Source organism: Nocardioides speluncae, from assembly GCF_003121585.1.
In the GTDB taxonomy this organism is placed as follows: Bacteria; Actinomycetota; Actinomycetes; order Propionibacteriales; family Nocardioidaceae; genus Nocardioides; species Nocardioides speluncae.
In genome coordinates, this window is sequence record NZ_QEOO01000037.1 from 21,153 (window position 1) to 45,245 (window position 24,093).

General features: G+C 70.3%; 23 protein-coding genes and 1 tRNA gene. 17 read left to right on the plus strand and 7 right to left on the minus strand.

What is annotated here, in order from left to right; translation table 11 throughout:
- Positions 1 to 32: 32 nt before the first annotated feature.
- Entirely contained in the window at positions 33 to 1,340 is a 1,308-nt protein-coding gene (locus DDV73_RS19885) for a glycoside hydrolase family 1 protein (protein ID WP_109509011.1), read from the minus strand.
- 47 nt (positions 1,341 to 1,387) lie between these two features.
- Between DDV73_RS19885 and DDV73_RS19890 the strand changes: the two genes are divergently transcribed.
- Both DDV73_RS19890 and DDV73_RS19895 read left to right on the plus strand, forming a co-directional pair.
- Positions 1,388 to 1,972, plus strand: coding sequence for a TetR/AcrR family transcriptional regulator (locus tag DDV73_RS19890; RefSeq protein WP_109509012.1), 585 nt, complete (start codon positions 1,388 to 1,390; stop codon positions 1,970 to 1,972).
- 152 nt (positions 1,973 to 2,124) lie between these two features.
- On the plus strand, positions 2,125 to 3,354 hold the full coding sequence (locus DDV73_RS19895; protein WP_161962466.1) for a serpin family protein: 1,230 nt from the start codon (positions 2,125 to 2,127) through the stop codon (positions 3,352 to 3,354).
- Positions 3,355 to 3,446: 92 nt separating this feature from the next.
- On the opposite strand, the gene DDV73_RS19900 is transcribed toward DDV73_RS19895, so the two are convergent.
- Positions 3,447 to 4,598, minus strand: a complete 1,152-nt coding sequence (locus tag DDV73_RS19900) for a hypothetical protein (RefSeq protein ID WP_109509014.1) — start codon at positions 4,596 to 4,598, stop codon at positions 3,447 to 3,449.
- Between the two features lie 79 nt (positions 4,599 to 4,677).
- Here DDV73_RS19900 and mfd point away from each other — a divergent pair, with 79 nt between their 5' ends.
- From mfd to DDV73_RS19940, 9 genes are all read left to right on the plus strand, one after another.
- Complete coding sequence (gene mfd / locus DDV73_RS19905; protein ID WP_109509015.1) at positions 4,678 to 8,268, plus strand: transcription-repair coupling factor; 3,591 nt, start codon at positions 4,678 to 4,680, stop codon at positions 8,266 to 8,268.
- Positions 8,265 to 8,957: a hypothetical protein gene (locus tag DDV73_RS29315; protein ID WP_240617386.1), complete on the plus strand. Its 693-nt coding sequence runs from the start codon at positions 8,265 to 8,267 to the stop codon at positions 8,955 to 8,957. The genes mfd and DDV73_RS29315 overlap by 4 nt, the downstream gene beginning before the upstream one ends.
- Positions 8,958 to 8,982: 25 nt before the next feature.
- Positions 8,983 to 9,639: a nucleoside triphosphate pyrophosphohydrolase gene (locus tag DDV73_RS19910; RefSeq protein ID WP_240617387.1), complete on the plus strand. Its 657-nt coding sequence runs from the start codon at positions 8,983 to 8,985 to the stop codon at positions 9,637 to 9,639.
- 74 nt (positions 9,640 to 9,713) lie between these two features.
- Positions 9,714 to 10,196: a hypothetical protein gene (locus tag DDV73_RS19915; protein ID WP_109509017.1), complete on the plus strand. Its 483-nt coding sequence runs from the start codon at positions 9,714 to 9,716 to the stop codon at positions 10,194 to 10,196.
- A 94-nt stretch (positions 10,197 to 10,290) separates the two neighbouring features.
- Positions 10,291 to 11,568 carry a phosphopyruvate hydratase gene (gene eno, locus DDV73_RS19920; RefSeq protein ID WP_109509018.1) on the plus strand — a complete coding sequence of 426 codons (1,278 nt, stop codon included), beginning with the start codon at positions 10,291 to 10,293 and terminating at the stop codon, positions 11,566 to 11,568.
- An 11-nt stretch (positions 11,569 to 11,579) separates the two neighbouring features.
- Complete coding sequence (locus DDV73_RS19925; protein ID WP_109509019.1) at positions 11,580 to 12,173, plus strand: FtsB family cell division protein; 594 nt, start codon at positions 11,580 to 11,582, stop codon at positions 12,171 to 12,173.
- Positions 12,170 to 12,655, plus strand: coding sequence for a DUF501 domain-containing protein (locus DDV73_RS19930; RefSeq protein WP_109509020.1), 486 nt, complete (start codon positions 12,170 to 12,172; stop codon positions 12,653 to 12,655). The genes DDV73_RS19925 and DDV73_RS19930 overlap by 4 nt, the downstream gene beginning before the upstream one ends.
- Positions 12,656 to 12,696: 41 nt before the next feature.
- On the plus strand, positions 12,697 to 13,140 hold the full coding sequence (locus DDV73_RS19935; RefSeq protein ID WP_109509021.1) for a hypothetical protein: 444 nt from the start codon (positions 12,697 to 12,699) through the stop codon (positions 13,138 to 13,140).
- Positions 13,137 to 14,036 (plus strand): Ppx/GppA phosphatase family protein, encoded by a 900-nt coding sequence (locus DDV73_RS19940; protein ID WP_109509365.1) that lies wholly within the window; start codon positions 13,137 to 13,139, stop codon positions 14,034 to 14,036. The genes DDV73_RS19935 and DDV73_RS19940 overlap by 4 nt, the downstream gene beginning before the upstream one ends.
- On the opposite strand, the gene DDV73_RS19945 is transcribed toward DDV73_RS19940, so the two are convergent.
- On the minus strand, positions 14,029 to 15,144 hold the full coding sequence (locus tag DDV73_RS19945) for a DUF2330 domain-containing protein (protein ID WP_161962467.1): 1,116 nt from the start codon (positions 15,142 to 15,144) through the stop codon (positions 14,029 to 14,031). The genes DDV73_RS19940 and DDV73_RS19945 overlap by 8 nt on opposite strands.
- Before the next feature lie 177 nt (positions 15,145 to 15,321).
- On the opposite strand from DDV73_RS19945, the gene DDV73_RS19950 reads away from it, so the two are divergent.
- The 5 genes from DDV73_RS19950 (at position 15,322) to DDV73_RS19970 (ending at position 17,696) form a co-directional block, all read left to right on the plus strand.
- Entirely contained in the window at positions 15,322 to 15,651 is a 330-nt protein-coding gene (locus tag DDV73_RS19950; protein WP_109509023.1) for a YtxH domain-containing protein, read from the plus strand.
- Positions 15,652 to 15,670: 19 nt separating this feature from the next.
- Positions 15,671 to 16,501: a uracil-DNA glycosylase gene (locus DDV73_RS19955; protein WP_206050980.1), complete on the plus strand. Its 831-nt coding sequence runs from the start codon at positions 15,671 to 15,673 to the stop codon at positions 16,499 to 16,501.
- Between the two features lie 12 nt (positions 16,502 to 16,513).
- Positions 16,514 to 17,035 carry a glycine cleavage system transcriptional repressor gene (locus DDV73_RS19960; RefSeq protein WP_109509025.1) on the plus strand — a complete coding sequence of 174 codons (522 nt, stop codon included), beginning with the start codon at positions 16,514 to 16,516 and terminating at the stop codon, positions 17,033 to 17,035.
- Positions 17,032 to 17,589: a peptide deformylase gene (gene def / locus DDV73_RS19965; RefSeq protein ID WP_109509026.1), complete on the plus strand. Its 558-nt coding sequence runs from the start codon at positions 17,032 to 17,034 to the stop codon at positions 17,587 to 17,589. Before DDV73_RS19960 ends, def begins: the two co-directional genes overlap by 4 nt.
- A 33-nt stretch (positions 17,590 to 17,622) precedes the next feature.
- Positions 17,623 to 17,696, plus strand: a tRNA-Leu gene (locus DDV73_RS19970).
- 38 nt (positions 17,697 to 17,734) lie between these two features.
- Here DDV73_RS19970 and DDV73_RS19975 read toward each other — a convergent pair.
- Positions 17,735 to 18,886: an HNH endonuclease signature motif containing protein gene (locus DDV73_RS19975; protein ID WP_240617409.1), complete on the minus strand. Its 1,152-nt coding sequence runs from the start codon at positions 18,884 to 18,886 to the stop codon at positions 17,735 to 17,737.
- Positions 18,887 to 19,167: 281 nt separating this feature from the next.
- Positions 19,168 to 21,114, minus strand: a complete 1,947-nt coding sequence (locus DDV73_RS19980) for a GMC family oxidoreductase N-terminal domain-containing protein (RefSeq protein ID WP_109509028.1) — start codon at positions 21,112 to 21,114, stop codon at positions 19,168 to 19,170.
- A gap of 143 nt (positions 21,115 to 21,257) precedes the next feature.
- Between DDV73_RS19980 and DDV73_RS19985 the strand changes: the two genes are divergently transcribed.
- Positions 21,258 to 22,154: a Bax inhibitor-1/YccA family protein gene (locus DDV73_RS19985; protein ID WP_109509029.1), complete on the plus strand. Its 897-nt coding sequence runs from the start codon at positions 21,258 to 21,260 to the stop codon at positions 22,152 to 22,154.
- A 48-nt stretch (positions 22,155 to 22,202) separates the two neighbouring features.
- Here DDV73_RS19985 and DDV73_RS19990 read toward each other — a convergent pair whose 3' ends face one another.
- Both DDV73_RS19990 and DDV73_RS19995 read right to left on the minus strand, forming a co-directional pair.
- Positions 22,203 to 22,850: a LuxR C-terminal-related transcriptional regulator gene (locus tag DDV73_RS19990; protein ID WP_109509030.1), complete on the minus strand. Its 648-nt coding sequence runs from the start codon at positions 22,848 to 22,850 to the stop codon at positions 22,203 to 22,205.
- Positions 22,790 to 24,073, minus strand: coding sequence for a sensor histidine kinase (locus tag DDV73_RS19995; RefSeq protein WP_154402824.1), 1,284 nt, complete (start codon positions 24,071 to 24,073; stop codon positions 22,790 to 22,792). Before DDV73_RS19995 ends, DDV73_RS19990 begins: the two co-directional genes overlap by 61 nt.
- Positions 24,074 to 24,093 lie beyond the last annotated feature (20 nt).

Below are 24,093 nucleotides of genomic sequence, written 5' to 3' on the forward strand. Positions count from 1 at the left end.
ACCGAAGGCTGGCAGCGGACCGGGCGCTCACGCTAGTCCAGCGGCGCCAGTGGTCCGTACTTGGCGGGGTTGAGGCAGCTGCTCAGGCTGTCGACGAACGAGCAGATCCCGGGCTTCAGCTTGGGCAGGTGGCCGGCCGCGACGCCGGCGCCGTCGACCAGCTGGCGGTAGGTCGCGACCGCGTCGGTCGGCTTGCGGGTCAGGGTCGGGTCGGTCGCGGCGTCGACGGTGTAGAGCCCGAACCGGGGCCGGTAGCTGCCCCATTCGTAGTTGTCGGTGATCGACCAGTAGTTGTAGCCGATCACGTCGATCCCGTCGGCCTTGGCCCGCTGCAGCCAGTAGATGTGGTCGCGCAGGTGGTCCGAGCGGGTGTAGCCGTCCGGGCGGGGGTTGCCGTTGTCGGTGGGCATGCCGTTCTCGACGACGTAGACGGGCAGCTCGGGGTACCTGCGGGCGTAGTAGCGCAGCGCGTAGTAGAGCCCGTCGGGCTGCGGCTTGACCTTCCAGAACTCCCCGCTGGCCGCGTGCACCGCGGTCGGGTTGTCCAGGCTGGCGCCGTAGTAGTAGTCCAGCCCGGTGAAGTCCAGCTTGTCGCGCACCCGGTCCATGAACTGCGAGTCCAGGACCGGCTGCACCGCCGGGATGTACGCCGCGTTGCTGGACACCGGCGCGCCGGGGTCAAGCCGGTGGATCAGGTCGTACGCCGCGCGGTGCGCCCGCACCAGCCGGTCGAAGAACGCCGGTACCTGCCAGACCTGGATGCCGCCGTTGGTCAGCTCCATCTGCAGGTAGACGGTCGGTTCGTTGAACGTGATCCACAGGGCGTCGCTGCCGGCGTACCGCTCGACCACCCGCTCGGCATGGGCCAGCCAGCGCTCGATCATCGCGTCGCCGGTCCACCCGCCGGCGTCGGCGGCCCAGCCGGGATAGACCCAGTGGTCCAAGGTGATCATCGGCCGCATCCCGGCGGCCCGGATCTTGCGCACCACGTCGTCGTAGTAGGCCAGCGCGGACTCGTCGACCTCGCCGGGGCGGGGCTCGACCCGCGCCCACTCCACGCCGAACCGGAACACCCGGGCGCCGAGTGCGGCCGCGTTGGCGATGTCCTCGGCGTACCGGTGCCGGAAGTCGACGGCCTGCCGGTACGGCTCCTTCGTCTCGGCGTACCGCCGCCAGTTGCTGTCCGGTGCGTCGCCCTCGGACTGGAAGCCCGAGGTCGCCGTACCCCAGAGGAACGGCTCCGGCTCGGCCGGCGCAGCCTGGCTGGGCGTGGGCCGGGTCGCGGCCGCTACCGCGGCGACGATGGCGGCCAGAGCACAGAGCGTGAGCAGTTTGCGCATACTCAGATACAATTCTGTATCTGAATGGGCTAGGTCAAGGTGGTGTTATGCAGAAGCTCACCCGAAAGGAGACCGCTGCCCGGACCCGGGCCGAGCTGCTCGACGCGGCCGAGACGGTCTTCGCCGAGCAGGGCTACGGGCAGGCGTCGCTGGAGCGGATCGCGGAGCGGGCGGGCTACACGCGAGGGGCGCTGTACGCGAGCTTCGCCGGCAAGGACGACCTGTTCCTCGCCGTGCTCGACCGCTGGCTCGACCGCGAGATCGAGGACAGCCGGCTGATCGATGCCGACGACGTCGAGGAGACGCTGACCCGGCTGCGGGGGCGCGAGGGCAACCGGTTCGCCGACCGCCGCCGCTTCCTGCTGCTGTCGGAGTTCCGGCTCTATGCGCTGCGCAACCCGGCCGTCGCGACCAGGCTGGCCGAGCACGAGCGGCGCAGCCGAGCCTGGTACGCCGAGGCCATCCGGAGCCGGGCAGGCGACCGCGAGCTGCCGATCGACCCCGATCAGCTCGCGCTGTACGTGCTCGCCCTGGAGAACGGCATCGCCACGCTGGGTCACCTCGATCCCGACGAGGTGGACCAGCACGCCTTCATCGACGCGCTCGGGCTCCTCGTGCGAGTCCTCAGGTGACGCGTCACTCAACAGGGAACCGGGTCCGGAGGTCTAACGTCGGAGCCATCATGATGACTCGACGCGACACCCTCCGCCTGCTCGGGCTCGCTGCGCTCGCGACTTCGGGCCTGTCAGCCTGTTCCTCCTCCGACTCGGAAAGTCCCCCGAAAGTGACCAAGCAAGACGGCATCAAGCTAGTCTCCTCCGACCTCGACCGCTCGGCCGGCATCCCCGAGGCGGTGCCCGAGGTCGTGACCTCGCTGCACGGCTTCGGCGGCAGCCTGTTCGCTGAGCTGCCCGCGACCGGCAACCTCGCGATCTCGCCGTACTCGGTCGCAGTAGCGCTCGGCATGACCCTCAACGGCGCCGGCGGCCCGACCGCCGAGGAGATGAAGAAGGTTCTCGGCGCCACCGACGTAGCCCGCTACAACGGCGGTCTCAACGCGCTGACCACCCAGGTCGAGGCGCTCGCCGGCACGGTCAAGGGCCCGGACGGCAAGGACGCCGAGATCGCGCTCGACGCCGCCAACGCGCTGTTCGGCGAGGCGACGACGAAGTGGAGCGATCCCTTCCTGGACGTGCTCGCCGAGGAGTACGGCGCCGGCATGCAGACCGTCGACTACATCAACGCCTACGAGCAGGCCCGTGGCCTGATCAACGAGTGGGTCGCCGGCAAGACCCACGACAAGATCCCCGAGCTGCTCGCCGAGGGCATCCTCACCACCCTGACCCGGCTGGTGCTGGTCAACGCGCTCTACCTCAAGGCGCCGTGGCTCAAGCCCTTCGAGAAGACGCTGACCAAGAACGCGCCGTTCCACCTCCGCGACGGCAAGAGCGTCAACGTCGAGCTGATGCAGGCCAACCTGAGCACCGCCGCGGCCGCCAAGGGCCCCGGCTGGCAGGCGGTGCGGGTGCCGTACGTCGGCGAGAAGCTGGCGATGACCATCGTGCTGCCCGACGAGGGCAAGCTCGACTCCGTCCAGACCTACGTGGGCAGCGGCGGTCTCGGCGACGTGCTGACCGCGGCGCAGCCGGCCGCGGTCGACCTGCAGCTGCCGAAGTGGACCTTCCGCACCCAGGCCAGCCTGGCGGACACCCTGAAGGCGCTCGGCATGCCCACCGCCTTCGACAAGCCGGGCGGCTTCGCCGCGATGACCGCGAAGGATGACGACACCGGCAAGGATCTGGTCATCGCCGACGTGGTCCACGAGGTCTTCGTCGCGGTCGACGAGAAGGGCACCGAGGCCGCCGCCGCGACTGCGGTGGTCATGGAGCGCACCTCCGCTCCCGCCGCAGGAGTCAAGCTCGTGGTCGACCGGCCGTTCCTGTTCGCGATCCACGACGTCGAGCACGGCACGCCGCTGTTCCTCGGCCGCGTGGACGACCCGACCGTCGCCTAGCGCCGCCTGGAGCCCGATAGTCCAGAACGTTCGGCAGCATCCGGGGCTGGATACTGATGCTGAACGTTCTGGACTATCGCCTGCCGGCGCCACTACTCGGGCCGCAGCAGCTGGCCGGCGACGGCGCCGTACCGGCTCGTTCTCCGCTTGAAGAGGTCGAGCTCGCCCTCGATGGGCGTCTCCCGGTCGCCATGGACCCAGAAGAGGTCGAAGCCGTCCTCGGTGGTCGGCTCACTGTCGTCCACTCGCGCGACGATCCGGTCGTCAGGCCCCTGCCACCAGGTGAGCTCGGTGTCGCTGCCCTTCACCATCGTCCAGCCGTCGCCGTCGTAGACCCAGGTGCCGCGCTGAGCGTCGGTGGGGCTGGGGTCGTCCTCGTCCTCCCACACGGGCTCGTGGAAGCGCACCGCCACCCGGTCGCCGACCTTGTCGATCGCGTCGACGTCCCAGTTCTTGGTGTACGCGTCGGGCATGCCGTACCGGCCGGCGATCTGGCCGGTCTCCGGGTCGAGCTCGACGATCTCCTGGGTGACGTTGCAGCCGCCGCACGGGTCGGTCTTGCGGTTGCGGAGGGCGAGCAGCGCGGCGCCGTCCGCACTCAGGTAGAGCCCGATGATCCGCTCGTTGACCAGGACCTCCTCGCGCTCGTCGCCCTCGATCCGGAGTACGCCGTAGTCGTACTGCTCCTCGTCCCAGTCGGCCCAGGAGATGCCGGAGGTCCAGCGCACGAAGGTGGCGCCGTCGATGGTGGGGATCGCGCCGTGGTAGTCGCGGACCTTGGTCGGGTCGGTGTCCTCGGACGCCTCGTCCGAGCTGATGCCCGGGAGGTCGTAGGTGGCGACCTTCCTCCCCGAGAGGTCGTACGCCGTGATTCCGTCACCCCAGGTGGTGATCCGGGTGACCGCGCGGCTGGGCAGCTCGTGCGCCGCGATCGCGGTTCCCGCGAGCCGACCGGTCGCCGGGTCGTACAGCCGAACCCCGTCGCGCCGCACGAGCGCGGTGCCGTTCGGCAGCCACGCCGCGTCGACCGCGTTCGGCACGAACCGCTGATGCTGCCCGGCCCGAACGGTCAGCCCCCGCGGTGTGGCGACGGCGTACGTCGGCGCCTCGATGTCCAGCGGCACCGGCTCGACTCCGGTCTCGAAGACGCCGTCCTCGCCGGAGCCCGAGGCCGAGCAGCCAAGGAGCGCCAAACCGACGGCGGTGGCGATCGAGAGCGGGATAAACGGACGGGTCCGGCGCATACGCACACCGTAGACTGGCCGGCGTCCGACCCCCTGTCATTCGCTGACCGGGGGCGCTTGCCGTGCGCTGCGGTGCTGCATGAGAGGTGCGTTCGTGAGCTCCACCCCAAGGCTGGCCGGCCTGGCCGACCTGGTCCTCGCCGACCCCACATTGTCCCGGTCCCTCGACGAGGCGGGCTCGCTGGACGCGCTCGACCTGACCGGGCCGGCCGGCCTGCGGCCGTTCGTGGTCAAGGGCCTGGTCGACGCCGGCCGGACCGTGCTCGCGGTGACCGCGACCGGGCGCGAGGCCGAGGATCTGGTGTCCGCGCTCGGCGACCTGGTCCCGGCCGACCAGATCGGTCTCTACCCGAGCTGGGAGACGCTTCCGCACGAGCGGCTGAGCCCGCGCTCGGACACCGTCGGGCGCCGGCTGGCGATCCTGCGCCGGCTGCGGCACCCGGGCGACGACCCCACCAACGGCCCGCTCAAGGTGGTCGTGGCGCCGGTGCGCTCGATCCTGCAGCCGCAGGTGAAGGGGCTCGCGGACCTGGTGCCGGTCGAGCTGGCCAAGGGTGACGAGGCGCCGCTCGACGATGTCGTACGGCGGCTGGCCGACGCGGCGTACACCAGGGTCGACCTGGTCGAGAAGCGCGGCGAGTTCGCGGTCCGCGGCGGCATCGTCGACGTGTTCCCGCCCACCGAGGAGCACCCGCTCCGGGTGGAGTTCTGGGGCGACGACGTGGAGGAGATCCGGTCGTTCTCGGTGGCCGACCAGCGCACGCTGGAGCCGGCCGAGCGGCTCTGGGCACCGCCGTGCCGCGAGCTGCTGCTGACCGACGAGGTACGCCGCCGCGCGGCCGAGCTGGGCGAGGCGCACCCGCAGCTGCTGGAGCTGACCGACAAGATCGCGGCCGGCATCGCGGTCGAGGGCATGGAGTCGCTGGCGCCGGTGCTGGTCGACGAGATGGAGCTGCTGGTCGACCTGCTTCCCGAGGCCAGCACCATCCTGGTCCTCGATCCGGAGCGGGCGCGGTCCCGCGCGCACGACCTGGTCGCGACCAGCGAGGAGTTCCTGGGCGCGTCCTGGGCCGCCGCCGCGGGCGGGGGACAGGCGCCGATCGACCTTGGCGCCGCGTCGTACCGCAGCATCGGCGACGTCCGCGAACACACCCTCGCCGGTGGCCGCGCCTGGTGGTCGGTCAGCCCGTTCGGCATCGAGACACCTGAGGTGGTCGAGCAGCGAGCGCCAGCGAGCGTCGTCGAGACCACTGTCCCTACGCGCGGCTTGCCCGCACAGGCGTCCGACGCCTACCGCGGCGATCTCGAGCAGGCGGTCACCGACATCAAGGCCTGGGCGGCGGAGGCCTACCAGGTCGTCGTCGTCCACGAGGGGCACGGCCCGGCCGAGCGGATGACCGAGGTGCTCGGTGAGCACGACCTGGCTGCGCGGCTGGTCGACGAGTGGACCGCGCCCGACGGCGTGGTGACGGTGACGACGGGCTGCCTGCAGTCGGGTTTCGTCGACGCGACCAACCGGCTCGCCGTACTCACCGGCGCCGACATCACCGGCGCGGCCGGCTCCACCCGCGACATGCGGAAGATGCCGGCCCGCCGCAAGCGGCAGATCGACCCGCTGGAGCTGAAGGCCGGCGACTACGTCGTCCACGAGCAGCACGGCGTGGGCCGGTTCGTCGAGATGAAGCAGCGCGAGGTCGGCGGCGCGACCCGCGAGTACCTCGTCCTGGAGTACGGCGCTTCCAAGCGCGGCGGACCACCGGACCGGCTCTACGTCCCGGCCGACGCGCTCGACCAGGTGACCCGGTACGTCGGCGGTGAACAGCCGTCGCTGGACCGGCTGGGTGGCGCGGACTGGGCGAAGCGGAAGGGCCGGGCGCGTAAGGCGGTGCGCGAGATCGCGGCCGAGCTGATCAAGCTGTACGCCGCCCGCCAGGCCACCAAGGGCTACGCCTTCGGCCCCGACACCCCGTGGCAGCGCGAGCTGGAGGACGCCTTCCCGTTCACCGAGACCCCGGACCAGCTGAGCACCGTCGATGAAGTCAAGCAAGACATGCGCCAGGTGGTGCCGATGGACCGGCTGGTCTGCGGCGACGTCGGCTATGGCAAGACCGAGATCGCGGTGCGGGCGGCGTTCAAGGCCGTGCAGGACGGCAAGCAGGTCGCCGTACTCGTCCCGACCACTCTGCTGGTCAACCAGCATTTGTCGACATTCCAGGAGCGGATGAGCGGCTTCCCGGTCGTGCTCAAGGCGCTGTCCCGCTTCCAGACCGACAAGGAGGCGCGGGCGACGATCGACGATATGCGCGAGGGCAAGGTCGACATCGTGATCGGCACCCACCGGCTGCTCAACCCCGACATCCGGTTCAAGGACCTCGGGCTGATCGTGGTCGACGAGGAGCAGCGGTTCGGCGTCGAGCACAAGGAGCAGATGAAGCGGCTGCGCACCAGCGTCGACGTACTGTCGATGAGCGCGACGCCGATCCCGCGCACCCTGGAGATGGCGATCACCGGCATCCGCGAGATGTCCACGATCACCACGCCGCCGGAGGAGCGGCACCCGGTGCTCACCTACGTCGGCGGCTACGAGGACCGCCAGGTGATCGCCGCCGTACGCCGCGAGCTGCTGCGCGACGGACAGGTCTTCTACATCCACAACCGGGTGCAGTCGATCGAGAAGGCCGCGGCCCGGATCCGCGAGCTGGTGCCCGAGGCGCGCGTCGCGACCGCGCACGGCCAGATGGGCGAGCAGATGCTGGAGCAGGTGATGCTCGACTTCTGGGAGAAGCGGTTCGACGTCCTGGTCTGTACGACGATCGTCGAGTCCGGCATCGACGTGTCCAACGCGAACACGATGATCATCGAGCGGTCCGACACCCTCGGCCTCTCTCAGCTGCACCAGCTCCGAGGAAGGGTCGGCCGGTCCCGCGAGCGCGCCTATGCGTACTTCCTCTACCCATCCGAGAAGCCGCTCACCGAGACCGCCCACGAGCGGCTCGCCACCCTCGCCCAGCACTCCGACCTCGGCGGCGGGATGGCGATCGCGATGAAGGACCTGGAGATCCGCGGCGCCGGCAACCTGCTCGGCGGCGAGCAGTCCGGTCACATCGCCGACGTCGGCTTCGACCTGTACGTGCGGCTGGTCGGCGAGGCCGTCCACGAGTTCCGCGGCGACGCCGAGCCGGAGCTGCAGGAGGTCCGGATCGAGCTGCCGATCGACGCGCACCTGCCCCATGACTACATCCCGAGCGAGCGGCTGCGGCTGGAGATGTACAAGCGGCTGGCCGAGGTGCGCAGCGACGAGGACGTGGTGCTGATCCACGACGAGATGCTGGACCGCTACGGCAACCCGCCGCTGTCGGTCACCTCGCTGCTGCAGGTCGCCCGGTTCCGGGCCCGGGCCCGGCAGGCCGGCATCTCCGAGGTCACCATCGCCGGCCGCAACGTCCGCTTCGCCCCGGTCGAGCTGCCCGACTCACGCGTCGTACGGTTGCAGCGGCTGTACCCCAAGAGCCTGGTCAAGCCGCAGCTGTCGACCGTGCTCGTCCCGCGGCCGCAGACCGCGGTGGTAGGCGGGCAGCCGATCCGCGACCACGAACTGCTTGAATGGGCCCGCACTTTGATAGACACAGTCATCGACCCCGTGATCAGCCCGAAGGAGTCCACCTCGTGAGGACCGGTTCTGTACGCCGCCGTCTCGCGGCCGCCGCGATCGGCGTCGCGGCCGTCTCCCTTCTCGCCGGGTGCGGCCAGATCCACCCGGGCGCCGCGGCCCAGGTGGGCGAGCAGCGGGTCACCATGTCCGAGGTCGACGACATCGCGGCGGACGTGTGCACGGCGTTCGAGCCCCAGTTCCAGCAGCAGCAGCAGATCATCCCGATGCGCTACGTGAAGCAGGCCGTCGTCCAGGCGGCCACGATGCGGGAGCTGGTCCGGCAGGTCGCGGAGGAGCGCGCCGTCGATGCGCCCGAGTCGTACCGCGAAGACCTGGCCAAGGTCGAGGCGCAGGCCGCGGACGTTCCGGCCTCGGCGCGGGACTCGTTCATCGAGTTCCTGAGCACCGAGCCGTACGTCAACGCGATGCTGCTGCAGGCCGGCGGCGAGGCGCTGCAGGACGAGGGCCAGGCCCAGCCGACCAACGAGGAGGCGGCCGCCCGCGGTGCGTCGCTGCTCTCGGATTATGCCCGCGAGGTCGGTGTCGACATCGACCCGCGCTACGGGCTGGAGCTCCAGGACGGCGAGATCGTCCCGACCGACCGCTCGGTCAGCCTGGCCGTCAGCGACCTCGCGACCCGCGCGGAGGCGGCCGAGCCGGATCAGGAGTACGCCGCGAACCTGGGCGAGTCCCAGCGCTGCGGCTGACCGGCCGGCGATGACCGAGCCGAGCGTGCCTGTCGAGCCAGTCGGTGACTCGCTCGTCGAGCTCGTCGAGGTGATGGCGCGGCTGCGCGCCGAGTGCGACTGGAAGGCCGCGCAGACCCACCGCTCCCTGGCGCGCTACCTGCTCGAGGAGGCTCACGAGACGCTCGAGGCGATCGACACCGGCGACCTCTCGCACCTCCGGGAGGAGCTCGGCGACCTCTTGCTGCAGGTCTACTTCCATGCCGAGATCGCGCGGGAGGCGGGCGAGTTCACCATCGACGATGTGGCCGCCGGCATCGTCGCGAAGCTGAAGCGACGCAACCCGCACGTGTACGGCGACGCCTCAGCCTCCGGTGCCGCCTCGGTCAACGAGCTGTGGGAGTCGATCAAGGCTGCCGAGAAGCAGCGCACCTCGGTCACCGACGGCCTGCCGCCCACCCTCCCCGCCCTCCTCTACGCCGACAAGGTCCTCGACCGCCTCGCCCGCGAATCGCCGACCGGGCAGTTTTGGTCCGAGATAGACCGCCGACCGGGCACTAGTGGCGCCGCAGAGAGCGCCGACCCGTCAGTTTCTGCAAGCTCGGGCATCGGCGATCGGCTGCTCGCGCTGGTGGCCGAGGCGCGGGAGTCCGGGGTCGACCCCGAGCAGGCACTGCGCGACGCCGTACGCCGCCTGCTCTGACGGGGCACGTTTGCGCCGACTCGACGCGTTTTGCACACACGTTTGCGCCGACTCGGCGGACTAGGGTGCTCTGCATGGCTGACGAATCTCGGGGCGGTCTGTATGGCGACGACTCGTGGAAGTTCCGGCTCGCCCTGTTCCTCGGGCTGGTCGCGCTGATGTGCATCGGGTACGCCGTCGCGGTGGCGCTGGTGCCGCGCTGGTGGGGACAGTTCATGGGCAACCGGATCGACGGCCGGATGTCGGTCGGGACGGCGTACGGGCTGACCATCGGCTTCCTGTTCACGCTGATCCCGCTCGCCATCGCCCGACAGGCGTTCCGCAAGATGAGCTGGTCGATGCGCGGCGCCGTACTCGCGCTCGCCGCGCTGGTCTCGCTGCCCAACCTGATGACGCTCGGCATCGTGATGGGCCAGGGCAACGGCGCGCACGCCGGCGAGCGGATCCTCGACGTCGACGGGCCCGGCTTCCGGGCGGCGTCGGCGTTCGGAGCGATCGGCGCGGCGGTGGCGTTCGTGGCCGGCGTCGGCTTCGCGATCTGGCGCAGCCGCGAGTAGCGCCTCGTCCACCCGGGGCATGCCTCCACAGATCGTCCATGCCGCGCCGTTAGGCTGATCCCACCTGCCCAAACACCTTTTCAGGAGCATCAACGTGGCTTCCATTGCTGCAGTCGGCGCACGCGAGATTCTCGACTCGCGCGGCAACCCCACGGTCGAGGTCGAGGTCCAGCTCGACGACGGCGCGTTCGCGCGGGCGGCGGTGCCGAGCGGCGCGTCCACCGGCGAGCACGAGGCGGTCGAGCTGCGCGACGGCGGCGAGCGGTACGCCGGCAAGGGAGTCGAGAAGGCCGTGACCGCGGTGATCGATAAGATCGGGCCGGCCATCGAGGGCCTGGAGGCCGACGACCAGCGGATCGTCGACCAGACGATGATCGACCTCGACGCCACCTCCAACAAGGCCAGCCTCGGTGCCAACGCGATCCTCGGCGTCTCGCTCGCCGTGGCCCGGGCCGCGGCGGAGAGCGCCGGGCTCCCGCTCTACCGGTACGTCGGCGGCCCCAACGCGCACCTGCTGCCGGTGCCGATGCTCAACATCCTCAACGGCGGCGCCCACGCCGACACCAACGTGGACGTGCAGGAGTTCATGATCGCGCCGATCGGTGCGCCGACGTACCGCGAGGCACTGCGGTACGGCGCCAGCGTCTACCACGCGCTGAAGGCGGTGCTGAAGGAGAAAGGCCTGGCGACCGCGGTCGGCGACGAAGGTGGCTTCGCGCCGGACCTGCCGTCCAACCGTGATGCGCTCGACCTGATCGTCGAGGCGATCGGCAAGGCCGGCCTGCAGGCCGGCAAGGACGTCGCGCTGGCGCTCGACGTCGCCGCGTCGGAGTTCCACGACGGCGGCGCCTACACCTTCGAGGGCGTCAAGAAGAGCTCCGACGAGATGAACGCCTACTACGCCGACCTGGTGGCGTCGTACCCGATCGTGTCCATCGAGGACCCGCTCAACGAGGACGACTGGGACGGCTGGAAGGCGATCACCGACCTGCTCGGCGACAAGACCCAGCTGGTCGGCGACGACCTGTTCGTGACCAACGTCGAGCGGCTGCAGCGCGGCATCGACGGCGGCCAGGGCAACTCGCTGCTGGTCAAGGTCAACCAGATCGGCTCGCTGACCGAGACCCTCGACGCGATCGAGCTGGCGCACCGCAACCGCTACAGCTGCATGATGAGCCACCGGTCCGGCGAGACCGAGGACACCACGATCGCCGACCTCGCCGTCGCCACCAACGTCGGCCAGATCAAGAGCGGTGCCCCGGCCCGCTCGGACCGCACCGCGAAGTACAACCAGCTGCTCCGCATCGAGGACGAGCTCGGTGACGCCGCGCGCTACGCCGGCGCGCGCGCCTTCCCGAGGTTCAAGGGCTGAGGCTGAGCCGGATGCCTGACAGCCGAGGTACGCCGCCGCGCGGGCGCCGCCCGCGCGGCCGGGCCGGCCCGGGTCGCCCCGACCGCAGCACCGCTGGGCGCTCGGCATCCGACACCGGCTCGCAGCCCCGGGTGGGCGCGGAGCGGCCGCCGCGGCCCAGGCTGACCGGCCGGGCGGCGATCCTGGTGCTGGTCGTGTCGGTGCTGACCGTGTCCTACGCGTCCAGCCTGCGTGCCTATCTCGAGCAGCGCCAGCACATCGGCGAGCTCAAGTCGACCATCGCCGAGCGCACCGACAGCATCAACAAGCTTGAGAAGGAGAAATGGCGCTGGAGCGACCCGGCGTACGTCCAGGCCCAGGCGCGCGAGCGGTTCGGCTACGTGATGCCCGGCGAGAAGGCGTACCAGGTGGTCGACGAGGACGGGAACCCGCTCGGCGAGAGCGAGCAGCTCACCGAGCCGGACCGGAATGACCCGGAGCCCAAGGCCTGGTGGGAGGATGCCTGGGGCTCGGTCGAGCTCGCCGGCAACCCGCCCGCGCCGGGTGAGAAGGAGAAGCCCGCCGGCACCATCACCGCGCCTCCCGAGAGCTCAGACGCGGAATGATCTCTTCCGAGGACGAGGCCGCGATCGCGGCCCAGCTCGGCCGGCCGCCCCGTTCCATCCACGGCGTCGGCCACCGCTGTCCGTGCGGCAACCCGGACGTGGTCGCCACCGAGCCGCGGCTGGACGACGGTACGCCGTTCCCGACGACCTTCTACCTCACCTGCCCGCGCGCGGCCTCGAAGATCGGCACGCTCGAGGCCTCCGGACTGATGCGGGAGATGCAGGATCGCCTGGCCGAGGACGAGGAGCTGGCGTCGGCGTACGCCGCGGCGCACCAGCGCTACCTCGCCGCCCGGGAGGAGATCGGGCACGTCGAGGAGATCGCCGGCATCTCGGCCGGCGGGATGCCGGACCGGGTCAAGTGCCTGCACGTGCTCGCCGGCCAGGCGCTGGCGCAGGGCCGTGGCGTCAACCCGCTGGGCGACGAGGTGCTGGACCTGCTGGGCCAGTGGTGGGCGAGCGGGCCCTGCGTTGACAGATGACTGACAGATCTTCGTCAGAACCGTCTGCAACAATCGCCGCCATGGTAAAGAAAACGCTTCTGACCATCGTCATCGCTCTGGGTCTGCTGCTGGCTCCCGGTTCCCTCGCCGTGGCGCAGCCTTCGGCGGACACCCAGGACCAGACCGCCGCCGCATCCACGAGCATTCGCGGGAAGTGGCGCGGCCAGCTGCGGTCCCCGGACTTCCCCACGGAGGGGTTGAAGGCCACGGTGGTGATCCGGCGGCAGGACGACGGCCGCCTCGTCGGCCGCGGCTGGCGCAGCGACGGCGACTGTGCGGTCACGCTGACCAACGCGAGGCGACGGAGCGGGTGGACCTACTTCCGGCAGACCGTCACCAGCGGCAGCTGCACGCCGCGAGTCAGCACCGTCCGGATGCAGCGCCGCGGCGAGCGGCTGCTGGTGCGGTGGGTGGACACGGTGCACGACACCAGCGCCTACATGTACGCCCGGCGGGTCAGCTGAGCACGCGCGTCGCCGCGATCGACTGCGGCACCAACACCATCAAGCTGCTGATCGGCGAGCTGCCCGAGGTCGCGGTGCGCGAGAACCGGATGGTGCGGCTCGGCCAGGACGTCGACCGCACCGGCCAGCTGGCCGACGCCGCGCTGGAGCGGGCCTTCGCCGCCATCGACGACTACGCCGCCCTGATCGCCGCGCACGACGTCGAGAGGATCCGGTTCGTCGCCACCTCCGCCACCCGCGACGCCGCCAACGCCGCCGTCTTCACCGACGGCGTCCGCGCGCGGCTCGGCGTGGAGCCGGAGGTGGTCGCCGGCGACGAGGAGGCGCGGCTCGCCTTCGACGGCGCGGTCCGCAACCTGCGGGTGGCCGCCGAGCCGCCGGTGCTGGTGATCGACATCGGCGGTGGCTCGACCGAGCTCATCCTCGGCAGCACCGGGCCGGACAAGGAGCACTCGATGGACATCGGCTCGGTGCGGCTGCACGAACGGCACCTGCACTCCGACCCGCCGACCGCAGCCGAGATCGCCGCCGTGGTGGCCGACATCGACGCCGCACTCGACGCCTCGCCGGTCGACCCGACCGCGGCGACGACCGTGGTCGGCATCGCCGGCACCATCACCACGATCGCGGCCGGCGTGCTCGACCTGCCGGCGTACGACCGGGAGGCGATCGACCAGCAGGTCCTCGCGCGCGCCGACGTACACGCGACCACCGAGCGGCTGCTCGCGCTCACCCACGACGGGCGTCGCGCCCTGCCCTACATGCACCCGGGCCGGGCCGACGTGATCGGTGCCGGCGCGCTGATCCTGGACCGGGTGCTGGCCCGCACCGGCGTGGACCGGATGGTCGTCTCGGAGTCCGACATCCTCGACGGCATCGCCTGGTCGATCAGCTAGTCCCGCCGCGCCGGCGACGCCCGAGGGTGAACGCGACGGCGGCGACGCCGAACAGGGCGAGGACGCCGAAGCCGACCCAAGCGACCACATTGGTGCCGGAGTCCTCGATGGCCCCCGAGATGCCGCCCTTGGTGACGTACTCGGTGCGGATCACGACGGCCCGGTGTGCCTCGTCGGCTTCCGCCTGGGTGAACCGGATGTCGTCGGTGATCTTGCTGGCCTCCAGCTCCTTGTCGTAGCGGGTCAGGAACCGCTTCTTGGTGACCCGCTCGGCCAGCGCCGGGTAGTCGGCCAGCCCCTCGGGCGCCACCCAGCCGGCGAAGGTGACCTCCGGCTCGCTCAGCTCGGGCGTCGGGTTGGTGATGTCCATCCGGTGGTCGGCGAGCACGTACAGCCGGAACGGCTGGCTCGGGTTGCCGAGCTTGGACAGCCGCATCGGGTAGACCGGCTCCGCCGTCTGGAACGCCATCTGCATCGGCGGCAGACCGTCCGCGAACGTCTTCTTGGCTCCGGTCGGGGTGAGCTTGACCGCGACGATCTTCCAGCCCTCCTGGAGGTACGGCGTGAGCGCCTTGCCGAGGCCGGCGGAGAGCTTGAAGCCGTTCGCCTTCAGCCAGGTCGCCACCGCCTGTGAGCTGGTGCCGGACAGCTGAGCCACGTCGTACGGCCCGACCTTGATCTGGTCGGTGACGATCACCTGGTCGTTGCCGCTCACATCGCCCGGCGCGCCGGCGCCGTCACCCTCGATCTCGACCCTCTTGACCTTGATCTCCGGCTTGGAGAGCTCGTTGAGGTCGACGAAGAGCTTCGGGTCGGCAAGCTCGAACTTCGCCCGCTCCGGCACCGGCATCACGAACGCCGCCGCGTCGGCGTCGGTCTCCGTCGCGATGTTGACGGTGACCGTCTCGTCGATGAGCTTGCTGTCGCGCCCCTCGTCGAGGGTCACCAGCGCGGTCTCGTGGGTCGCCTCGAGCCGGCTGTCGGAGATGAAGGCGCCGCAGGCGCAGGCGCGCGCCGGCGTACCGACGGAGACGGCGGCGAACGCCGTCAGCGTCATGAGCGCGAGCACGATCGCGCGTACGGCGCGGCGTGTGAACTGATCGGACATGGTCTCTCTTCTTCCCCCGTGGTGCGAAGTCATGCCGCCTACGACGCGAACGCCTCTGCGGAGGTTCCGCGACCGGTTCGCGGTGTACCCGTTTGACCAGCGTTGCCCTGGGCACCGCGCCCTGCAAGAGCAACCGAAGGCTCGTTGGAAGAACGTAGCGGGGAAGGAGTGGACGACATGAGGAAGCTGACGATGCTAGCGGGGCTCGCGGCGGGTGCGACCGGCTATGTGCTCGGTACCCGAGCCGGGCGCCAGCGCTTCGAGCAGATCAAGCACGGCGCCGAGCAGTTCTCGCAGAACCCGAAGGTTCGCGACGTCGCGCACAAGGCAACCGAGCAGGTCAAGCACCAGGCGCCGGTGGTCAAGGAGAAGGTCTCCGCCGCCGCCTCGAAGCTGCCCGGGCACCATGGCGAGACCAACGGCACTCACGTGTCGGATCCGGACGCGACCTGGCCGAGCGACTCCGCGGAGCCGTTCCCGAAGGACCCGGTCCAGCCTCGACCTTGACCAGGGCCATGATGGGCGGGTGACGCTGCTGCCTCATCCGGTAACCGGTGACCTGTTCGCCTCTCCGGTCCCAGCCGGGACCGGATGGCCGGATGACCCGGCGCCACCCGCCACGCCCGTGGCTCGCACGCCCGCCGACGTACGCCGCTCGGCGGGCAGTGTCCTGTCTCTGACCGACCTCGACGCGCAGGTCTCAGTCTGCTCGGCCTGCCCGCGGCTGGTCACCTGGCGTGAGGATGTCGCGGCGGCCAAGCGGGCGTCGTACGCCGGCGAGCCGTACTGGGGTCGGCCGATGGCGGGCTGGGGAAGCCCGACGCCGCGGGTGCTGATCGTCGGGCTCGCACCCGCCGCCAACGGCGGCAACCGGACCGGCCGGATCTTCACCGGCGACCGCTCCGGCGACTGGCTGTTCGCGTCGCTGCACCGGGTCGGGCTGGCGGCGCAGCCGACCAGCGAGCACGCCGGCGACGGGCAGCGGCTGATCGACACCCGGATGATCGCTGCGGTCCGCTGCGCGCCGCCCGACAACAAACCGACCACCGCAGAGCGGGACACCTGTGCGCCATGGATCGAGACCGAGGTGGCGCTGGTCGCGCCGTCGGTGCGCGCCATCGTCGCCCTCGGCTCGTACGGCTGGGACGCGGCGCTGCGCAGCTTCAAGGCGGCCGGCTTCTCGGTGCCCCGGCCTAAGCCCAGGTTCGGGCACGGCGCGTCGGCCTCGCTGACGCGAGACGGCCAGGACGTCGTACTCCTCGGCTCGTACCACCCGAGCCAGCAGAACACCTTCACCGGGCGGCTCACCGAGCCGATGCTCGACGAGGTGCTCGGCCGGGCGGCCGCGCTGCGCTGAGATACTGCGCGGGTGACTCTGCACGCGATCACCGTCCTCGGCCACGACCGGCCCGGCATCATCGCCGAGACCACCGGCAAGCTGGCCGGCCTCGGGCTCAATCTCGAGGACTCCACGATGACGCTGCTGCGCGGGCACTTCGCGATGATGCTGATCTGTGCGGGCGAGGCTCCCGGTGCCGACATCGAGGCGGCCCTGGCGCCGCTGTCCGAGGACGGCCGGCTCACGGTGTCGGTGCGCGAGGTGCCGGCTGGTACGGCGGCGGCTGGGATCTCGGGTACGTCGTGGGTGCTGACCGTCCATGGCGCGGACCGGCCCGGCATCGTGTCCCGGATCGTCGGCGAGCTCGCTGCCGTCGGCGGCAACGTCACCGACCTCACCACCCGGCTCGCGGGCGACCTGTACCTGCTGGTGGCCGAGGTCGACCTGCCCGCCGGTGTCGACGCGGCCGCGGTCGAGGCGGCGCTGGCCGCCGCCGGCACCGAGCTCGGCGTCGGGGTCACCCTCCGCGGGGCTGAGGCCGACGACCTGTGAGTCTCCACGAGCGGCTCGCCTCGTGGAGTGAGGACGAGCTCGGGGTGACCGGTCGCGTCCTCGACGTCGTACGAGCGCCGGCCCCGGTGCTGTCGACGGTGGGCGCCGACGTCGACCCGACCGCTCAGGACGTGGTCCAGCTCGCAGCCGACCTGGTGGCCACGATGCGGGTCAGTCCCGGGTGTGTCGGGCTGGCCGCACCGCAGGTCGGGGTGAGCGCACGGGTATTCTGCGTAGACGTGTCCGCCCACCCGAAGACCCAGCGCCACCACGGCACCTTCGTGCTGTGCAACGCGACCGTGGTGGAGGCCAGCCGCAACGAGAAGTCACGGGAGGGCTGCATGAGCGTCCCCGACTTCACCGGCGACGTGAAGCGGGCGACCCGGCTCGTCGTACACGGCGCACTCCCGGGCACCGGTGAGTCGGTCACGGTCGAGGCCAACGCCTTCGAGGCCCGCGCCCTCCAGCACGAGATCGACCACTGCGCCGGCCTGCTCTTCCTGGACCGGGCCGCCGGCGCGCACGCGATCTACGCCCGCAAGACCTACTTATAGCACTTGCCCTCCCGACGAGCTCTCGCTCGTCTTGCCCTCGTATCCCAACGGCAGAGGAAGAGGCCTTAAAAGCTTCTCAAGTGTGGGTTCGACTCCCACCGGGGGCACTTTCGGATCGCCCGCGTCAGGTGGTGGTGATATCTGTCTATGTTCTGCGGTGGAATTGGATATCGCCGTTGGGCATTCTTTTGGCCGAATAGCGGCTGTCGTGTGCCTTGTGATGGTGATGGCTGCAAAGCAGGATTCCGTCGGCGAGGTTGGTCTTTCCGCCTTTTGACCACGGCTCCCAATGATGCGCTTCACACCACGACGCCGGGATCGTGCAATTCTCGCCGCGACACCGCTGGTCTCGGAGTCGCATGGCCTTGTGCTGGGCTCTTGAGAAGAGTCGGCGGGTGCGGCCGAAGTCGAGGATCTCTGACCTCCCACCCAGCACCACCGGCACGATCTGCGCGGTGCACGCTAGGCGGCGGGCCTCGGACGCACTGATCTTGTCGTCGGTCCCAACCAATCCGGCGGCCGCGAGGTCGCGGGCCAGCGCGTCGTGTCTGATGGTGACCATCACGGTGGTCGCGTCGCCGCCGTGCGCTGGGAGCCTGGCTGGGTCGAGGTGCTCCAACAGGGCGCAGAACGCCTGACCGCGCGCCCGGTGCTGCGGTGCAGAGTTGGCCTGCTGGCGAGGTGAGGTGAAGGCGTCCAGGTAGGTCGCCAGCCGCGTCGCCGCGGCATCCGGCAGGACTCCGGACAGACGGGTAGTGCCGTCTCCACGCCTGGTCAGCGTCAGGCTCGCGGTCTCCCAGGCATGCTCTTCCTCACGCGCGAGCTGCTTGGCCTCCTCGGCTTCGCCGACCTCAGGCGCGATCACCTCCAGAATCCGCCGGCCGAGCACCCGTAGTTGGTCCGGCCGATACTCCTTGGCGGCCTCGACCAGATGCGCCTCGGCCTGCACCAGCAACGCCGGGTCGAGATCGTCGGGCAGTTCATCCAGCGCCCGAGCGATGACCTTGGCCTGGGCCAGGTTCACCGCGCCAGCCGTGACGCCGGCCGCCAGCCGGGTCCACCGGCTGTCGAGGGCGGTCGCCAGATGCTGCTCGGCCCGGCACGACTTCGGGCTGTCTTGGGTCTGGTGGGCCAACCAGGCGGCCACGTCTCGGGCGCCGGTCTCGACGGCGACATCGTCCGCCGAGGCCATGATCCGTAGCCGCAGCGCGGTCAGTTGGACCTCTAGCCGGGACAGCGCGAGCAGGGCGGCGGCCTTCTCGCCGGTCCGCATGAAAGCGGGCTCAACCTCGACCACTTCACTCAATGCCGCCTCAATAGCGGCAGCACAGGCAAGCACTGGATGCGGTGAATTGACGAGCATTCTTCCGGCACCTCCCCCATGGCGTACCAATTAAGACTGACTACGTCGATTGTACATACGTTCGAACGAAAGGCAAAGAGTTAGTGACCGTAACCACAGGCCGTTGACCTGAACAAGCCGTAAGCCGAAAAGCGGCCGAACCAAGTACCGCAACCAACCGCCGACGGTAACCACGTAACTCTGTAATTGAAACCCCAGGCCAGGCGGCCCTGAGGCTATGCCAGCCGAGCCGCCAACCGCGAGGCATTCATGTAGGCGATCGACTCGATAGAGATCATCGGGTTGACGCCGGAGGCGGTCGGGAAGCAGGAGGCGTCGGCGACGACGAGGCCGGGGAGGTCCCATGCCTCGCCGTCGGGGTTCACCGCCGAGACCTCCGGCGTACCGCCCATCCGGGCGGAGCCCATGATGTGCAGCGAGGCGAGGGCGAGGGTGCCGGGAGCGGCGCCGGCGGCGCGAGCGCGGGAGGCGAAGTCGGCGGCGGTGCCACGGCCGGGGGAGTAGGCGACCTCGGTCTGCTGGGCGGTGGCGATCCGGTTGGCGCCGGCCGCCTCCCAGATCTTGGCGGCGCCCTCGATGCCCTGCATCAGGTGCTCGGTGTCGTGCGGGGACAGCTTGTAGTGGACCACCGCCTCGCCGGACCGGTCGACCTTCACCTCGCCGCTGTCCTTGTCCCGGACCAGCACCGCCATCGGCGCGAGGTGCCCGAGCTCGGCCATCGCCGCCCGGTGCGCGGCGGCACCCCGCCACGGCATGAAGACCGACCCCAGTCCGGGTGTGGCCGGGCCGGTCTCGAAGAGGACGCCGTAGCCGTCGCCGTCCAGGTCGCGCAGCTCGTCGACGTACCTGCTCTGCATCGACCCGACCCACGGCTCGACCCGGTCGTCGAAGCGGCCCCACACCACGCTGACCGGGTGCAGCCGCAGGTAGCGGCCGATGTTCGGGTTGCCGAGGCCGGAGCGCTTCAGCAGCGCGGGCGTCTGGATCGAGCCGGCCGCGACCACGACCGCGCGGGCGCGCACCGTCACGGTGTGCTCACCGCTGACGGCGTGTACGCCGGCCGCTCGGCCGTTCTCGCTCAGCATCTTCATCGCGCGAGTGCCGACCAGCAGTCGCGCACCGCGCGCAGCGGCGTCGACCAGCCAGGTCTTGGCCACCGACTGCTTGGCGCCGAGCCGGCAGCCCAGGCCGCAGCGCCCGCACTCGACGCCCATGTCGCAGCCCTTGACGTTGCGCGGCATCGCCGCGACCGACCAGCCGAGCGCCTTGGCGCCGGTCTCCAGCAGCGCATCCCGCGGCGCGGCCAGGTCGTGGTCGACGTTCACGCCGAGCCGGTGGATAACGGCGTCGAGGGCCGAGTCGTACTCGTCGCCGGCGAACTGCTCCGCGCCATACGACGCCCACTCCTCGCGCACGTGGTCCGGGGTCCGGAACGAGGTCGTGTAGTTCACGACCGTGCCGCCGCCGAGCCCGCTGCCCGCGATCAGCTGGATCTGGCCCTCGGTACTCACGGTCGGCGCGGGCGCGTAGAGGTCACGGAAGGCGACCTTCTCGTTGCCGCCGAAGTCGGCGTCGTCGTGGTACTCACCGGCCTCGAGTACGACGACATCCAGGCCCGCGGCCGCCAGCACCCCGGCCGCCGTACCTCCGCCGGCGCCGGAGCCGACCACCACCACGTCGCAGTCCAGCTCGGTGTCGGCGCTGACCCGGGTCGGTGAGAGGGGCGCCGCGGGCGCGTCCGCGCGGAGCCCGAGCGGACCCGGGAAGCCGATCTCGTCCCAGGCAGCCGAGCGGCCGTCGGCGTCGCTGGACACGTAGTAGCTGATCCCCGCCACGCCCTTGAGCGCACCGAACAGCGCCCGCTTGGCGCCGACCCGGGACTCGGCGAGCCCGAGGAGGACCTGCTCCCGCTCGGACTGGCTGAGGCTGGAGAACTTCCGCGGCCGGCCGCCGAGGGCGACCCCGAGGCCACGCGAGTCCCAGAGCCGCAACACGGTCTCCAGCTGCCGTCGCTCGGCCTTGCGCGGGTTGAGGGAGGCGAGGTCGAGTGCGTACTCCGGCGCGCCCAGGTCGCTCGCCGACGGGAACCCGGCGCGATCGCCGGGCACGAACGTGTCGAGGATCAGGCGCATCGCGGCCTGCTGGCGTGGCGTAAACGACATAACGCCGACGCTAGACCTGTCCGCCGTCGCGGAACAGTGGACTCGCGCCGTTCGTTTACATCACGTACGCCGCGACTAGAATCGTTGACGTACGGCGGCCCGTCAGAGCGACGGCCTCCAGGCCTCCAAGGAGGAGACCAACCATGCAGAGCAACAACCCTGTGTTCCGGCGCTCGGAGTCCTTCAACGGGACCCAGCAGAACGCCTACGGCAACACGACCTACCCCGGCGCGGGCCAGCAGTACCCCGGCTACGGCCAGCAGTACCCCGGCTACGGCCAGCAGCCGATGGCCGACCCGTCGCAGTGGGGCACCGGCATGCCGCCGATGGACACCCGCCGTGCCGGCGACCGGATGACGATTGACTCGGTCGTCCAGAAGACGGCGTTCGCCCTCGGCATCGTGATCGTCTTCGCGGCGGCCACCTGGATGCTCACCGGTGACATCGAGGAGGGCACGGCCCAGACGCTGGTCCTCGCGCTGATGGTCGGCTCGCTCGGCGCGTTCGTGCTGTCGCTGGTCAACTCGTTCAAGCGGGTGGTCAGCCCGGCCCTGGTGATCCTGTTCTGCGCGTTCGAGGGTGTGGCGCTCGGCGCGCTCAGCAAGTTCATCGACGCCCAGTACTCGAGCCCGGGCACCGGCAACCTTGTCGTGCAGGCCGTGATCGGCACCTTCGCGGCCTTCGCCGGCACGCTCGCGGCGTACAAGTTCTTCAACATCCAGGTCGGCGGCCGGTTCCGGAAGTTCGTGATCGCGGCCATGTTCGGCATGGTGGCGCTCAGCCTGCTGGAGCTGGTGCTCAGCCTGTTCGGCAGCAGCTTCGGGCTGTTCGGCTTCGGCGCCCTCGGTGCGGTCACCGCGGTGATCGGCCTGGTGCTTGGTGTGTTCATGCTGCTGCTCGACTTCGACTTCGTCGAGCAGGGCATCGCCGCCGGCATCGATGAGCGCGAGTCCTGGCGCGCGGCCTTTGCGATGACCGTCAGCCTGGTCTGGATCTACACCAACCTGCTCCGGCTGCTGGCGATCTTCAACTCGGACTGATCCACCAAGCGAAGCCCCGGGCGGTCACCACCCGGGGCTTTCGCATGCTCAGCCGGCGTCCAAGAATGCGAGTACGGCGAGTACCCGGCGGTTGTCGTCGGAGGCCTGGGGCAGGCCGAGCTTGGTGAAGATGTTGGCGACGTGCTTGCCGACGGCCTTCTCGGTGACGAAGAGCCTGGCCGCGATCGCGGCATTCGACCGGCCCTCGGCGATCAGCGTCATCACTTCCAGTTCGCGCGGTGACAGCCGATCGACAGGGTGGTCACGCCGGGTACTGCTGACCAGGCCGGCCACCACCTCCGGGTCCAGCACCGTCCCGCCCGAGACAACCTGCTGGACAGAGGCGACGAACGTGTCCACATCGGTGACCCGGTCCTTGAGCAGATACCCCACGGCGCCAAGCCCGCTCTCGAGCAGGTCGCGGGCGTAGCGCGTATCGACGTACTGGCTGAGGATCAGCACCGGGAAGCCGGGGCGCTCCGTCCGGACCTTGATCGCCGCAACCAGCCCTTCGCTGGAATGGTTTGGCGGCAGCCGGACATCGAGTACGGCGGCGTCGACGGAGGGATCGGCGAGAGCCAGGTCGAGCTCTGGTGCGTTGTCGACGGCCGCCGCGACCTCGAAGCCACCCAGTGTCAGGAATCTGACGATGGCTTCTCGGAGTAGGGCTTGGTCCTCAGCGACGACAATGCGCACGGCACCTCCATGGTGACGACGGTCGGGCCCCCCGTGGGGCTGGAGATGGTCACGATGCCATCGAACGCCGACATCCTTCGCGCGAGGCCGTCCAAGCCCGAGCCCGGTGCCGCGCTTGCGTCGCCGATCCCGTCGTCACGAACGACGACGCGTAGGACACCGTCGCCATGGCTCAGCGTGACCTCGACCTGTTCTGCCTTGGCATGCTTGACGACGTTGGCAAGGCACTCGGCGACGCCGAAGTAGACAGCTGTCTCGACCGGTGCTGGCGGGTGCCCCGGCAGGGACGCGGCCACGGTGACGGGCAGCGGCAGCGGTGCCGCCAGCGATTCAATCCCGCCAACAAGCCCCAACTCGGCGAGCGCGGGCGGGTGAATGCCACGGACAACAGAGCGCAGGTTCTCCAAGGCGGACACTGTCGTCAGGCGCAGCTCCCGCAGGACCTCGACGGCGATTGCGGGATCCGCCTCGATCATCTTCTCTGCATAGCTGGCGTTCATACCAATGGCGACCAGTTGTGCCTGAGCGCCGTCGTGGAGGTCACGCTCGATCCGGCGGATCTCGGCGGCGTTGTGGTCGAGTACCTCGGACCGCGACGTCGACACCTCCTCAACCCGTCGTTCCAGCTCCTCGACCCGGCCGTGGTCGAGGATGCCTCGCTCGGCGAGAGCCCGTGCCCTCACCAGTGGCAGCGACACGAACCACCACGCGATCAGCATCGGCGTCGAGATGAACACCGGCAGCCACCACAGGCTGTGGTCGAGGAAGAGCACCACCGAGACGTGGGCGATGGGTGCTGTCAGCAGCGCGACCGGGGCGAGCGACAGCACGAAGCCGCCGGTCGCGGAGAAGGCGAGGAAGGCGACGTCGCGCCAGCGGGCCGGGTCGCGCAGCCAGACCCACGGCCTGGTGAGGAAGTTGCGGCCGCGGTCGTCGGCGTACCCCGCCTCGATCTCGGTGCCGAGCACCGCCCCGCTCACCGCGCGGTGGGCGCGGGTGAGCAGGGCGGTGGCGGGTACGGCGAGCCAAACCAACAACAGTCCAGCGCCGACGGCGAACACCAGCGGCAGTCCGACCACGGTCAGGATCAGCAGCACCAGGGCTGGTACCGCGGCCAGGGTGTAGCCGGCCGAGAGGCCGGTCATCCGCAGCCGGTAGAGCAGGCTCTCCCGGGTGACCCCGGTCGGGGCCACCGAGTCGATGCGCAGGTCCTGGAGTGTCATGGCGATGCCCCAGTCTGGCG

Coding starts and splice junctions, on each gene's coding strand:
- DDV73_RS19885 (WP_109509011.1), bottom strand. CDS start 1,340: ATGCGCAAACTGCTCACGCTCTGTGCTCTGGCCGCCATCGTCGCCGCG.
- DDV73_RS19890 (WP_109509012.1), top strand. CDS start 1,388: ATGCAGAAGCTCACCCGAAAGGAGACCGCTGCCCGGACCCGGGCCGAG.
- DDV73_RS19900 (WP_109509014.1), bottom strand. CDS start 4,598: ATGCGCCGGACCCGTCCGTTTATCCCGCTCTCGATCGCCACCGCCGTC.
- mfd (WP_109509015.1), top strand. CDS start 4,678: ATGAGAGGTGCGTTCGTGAGCTCCACCCCAAGGCTGGCCGGCCTGGCC.
- DDV73_RS19915 (WP_109509017.1), top strand. CDS start 9,714: ATGGCTGACGAATCTCGGGGCGGTCTGTATGGCGACGACTCGTGGAAG.
- DDV73_RS19925 (WP_109509019.1), top strand. CDS start 11,580: ATGCCTGACAGCCGAGGTACGCCGCCGCGCGGGCGCCGCCCGCGCGGC.
- DDV73_RS19930 (WP_109509020.1), top strand. CDS start 12,170: ATGATCTCTTCCGAGGACGAGGCCGCGATCGCGGCCCAGCTCGGCCGG.
- DDV73_RS19935 (WP_109509021.1), top strand. CDS start 12,697: ATGGTAAAGAAAACGCTTCTGACCATCGTCATCGCTCTGGGTCTGCTG.
- DDV73_RS19945 (WP_161962467.1), bottom strand. CDS start 15,144: ATGTCCGATCAGTTCACACGCCGCGCCGTACGCGCGATCGTGCTCGCG.
- DDV73_RS19950 (WP_109509023.1), top strand. CDS start 15,322: ATGAGGAAGCTGACGATGCTAGCGGGGCTCGCGGCGGGTGCGACCGGC.
- DDV73_RS19980 (WP_109509028.1), bottom strand. CDS start 21,114: ATGTCGTTTACGCCACGCCAGCAGGCCGCGATGCGCCTGATCCTCGAC.
- DDV73_RS19985 (WP_109509029.1), top strand. CDS start 21,258: ATGCAGAGCAACAACCCTGTGTTCCGGCGCTCGGAGTCCTTCAACGGG.
- DDV73_RS19995 (WP_154402824.1), bottom strand. CDS start 24,073: ATGACACTCCAGGACCTGCGCATCGACTCGGTGGCCCCGACCGGGGTC.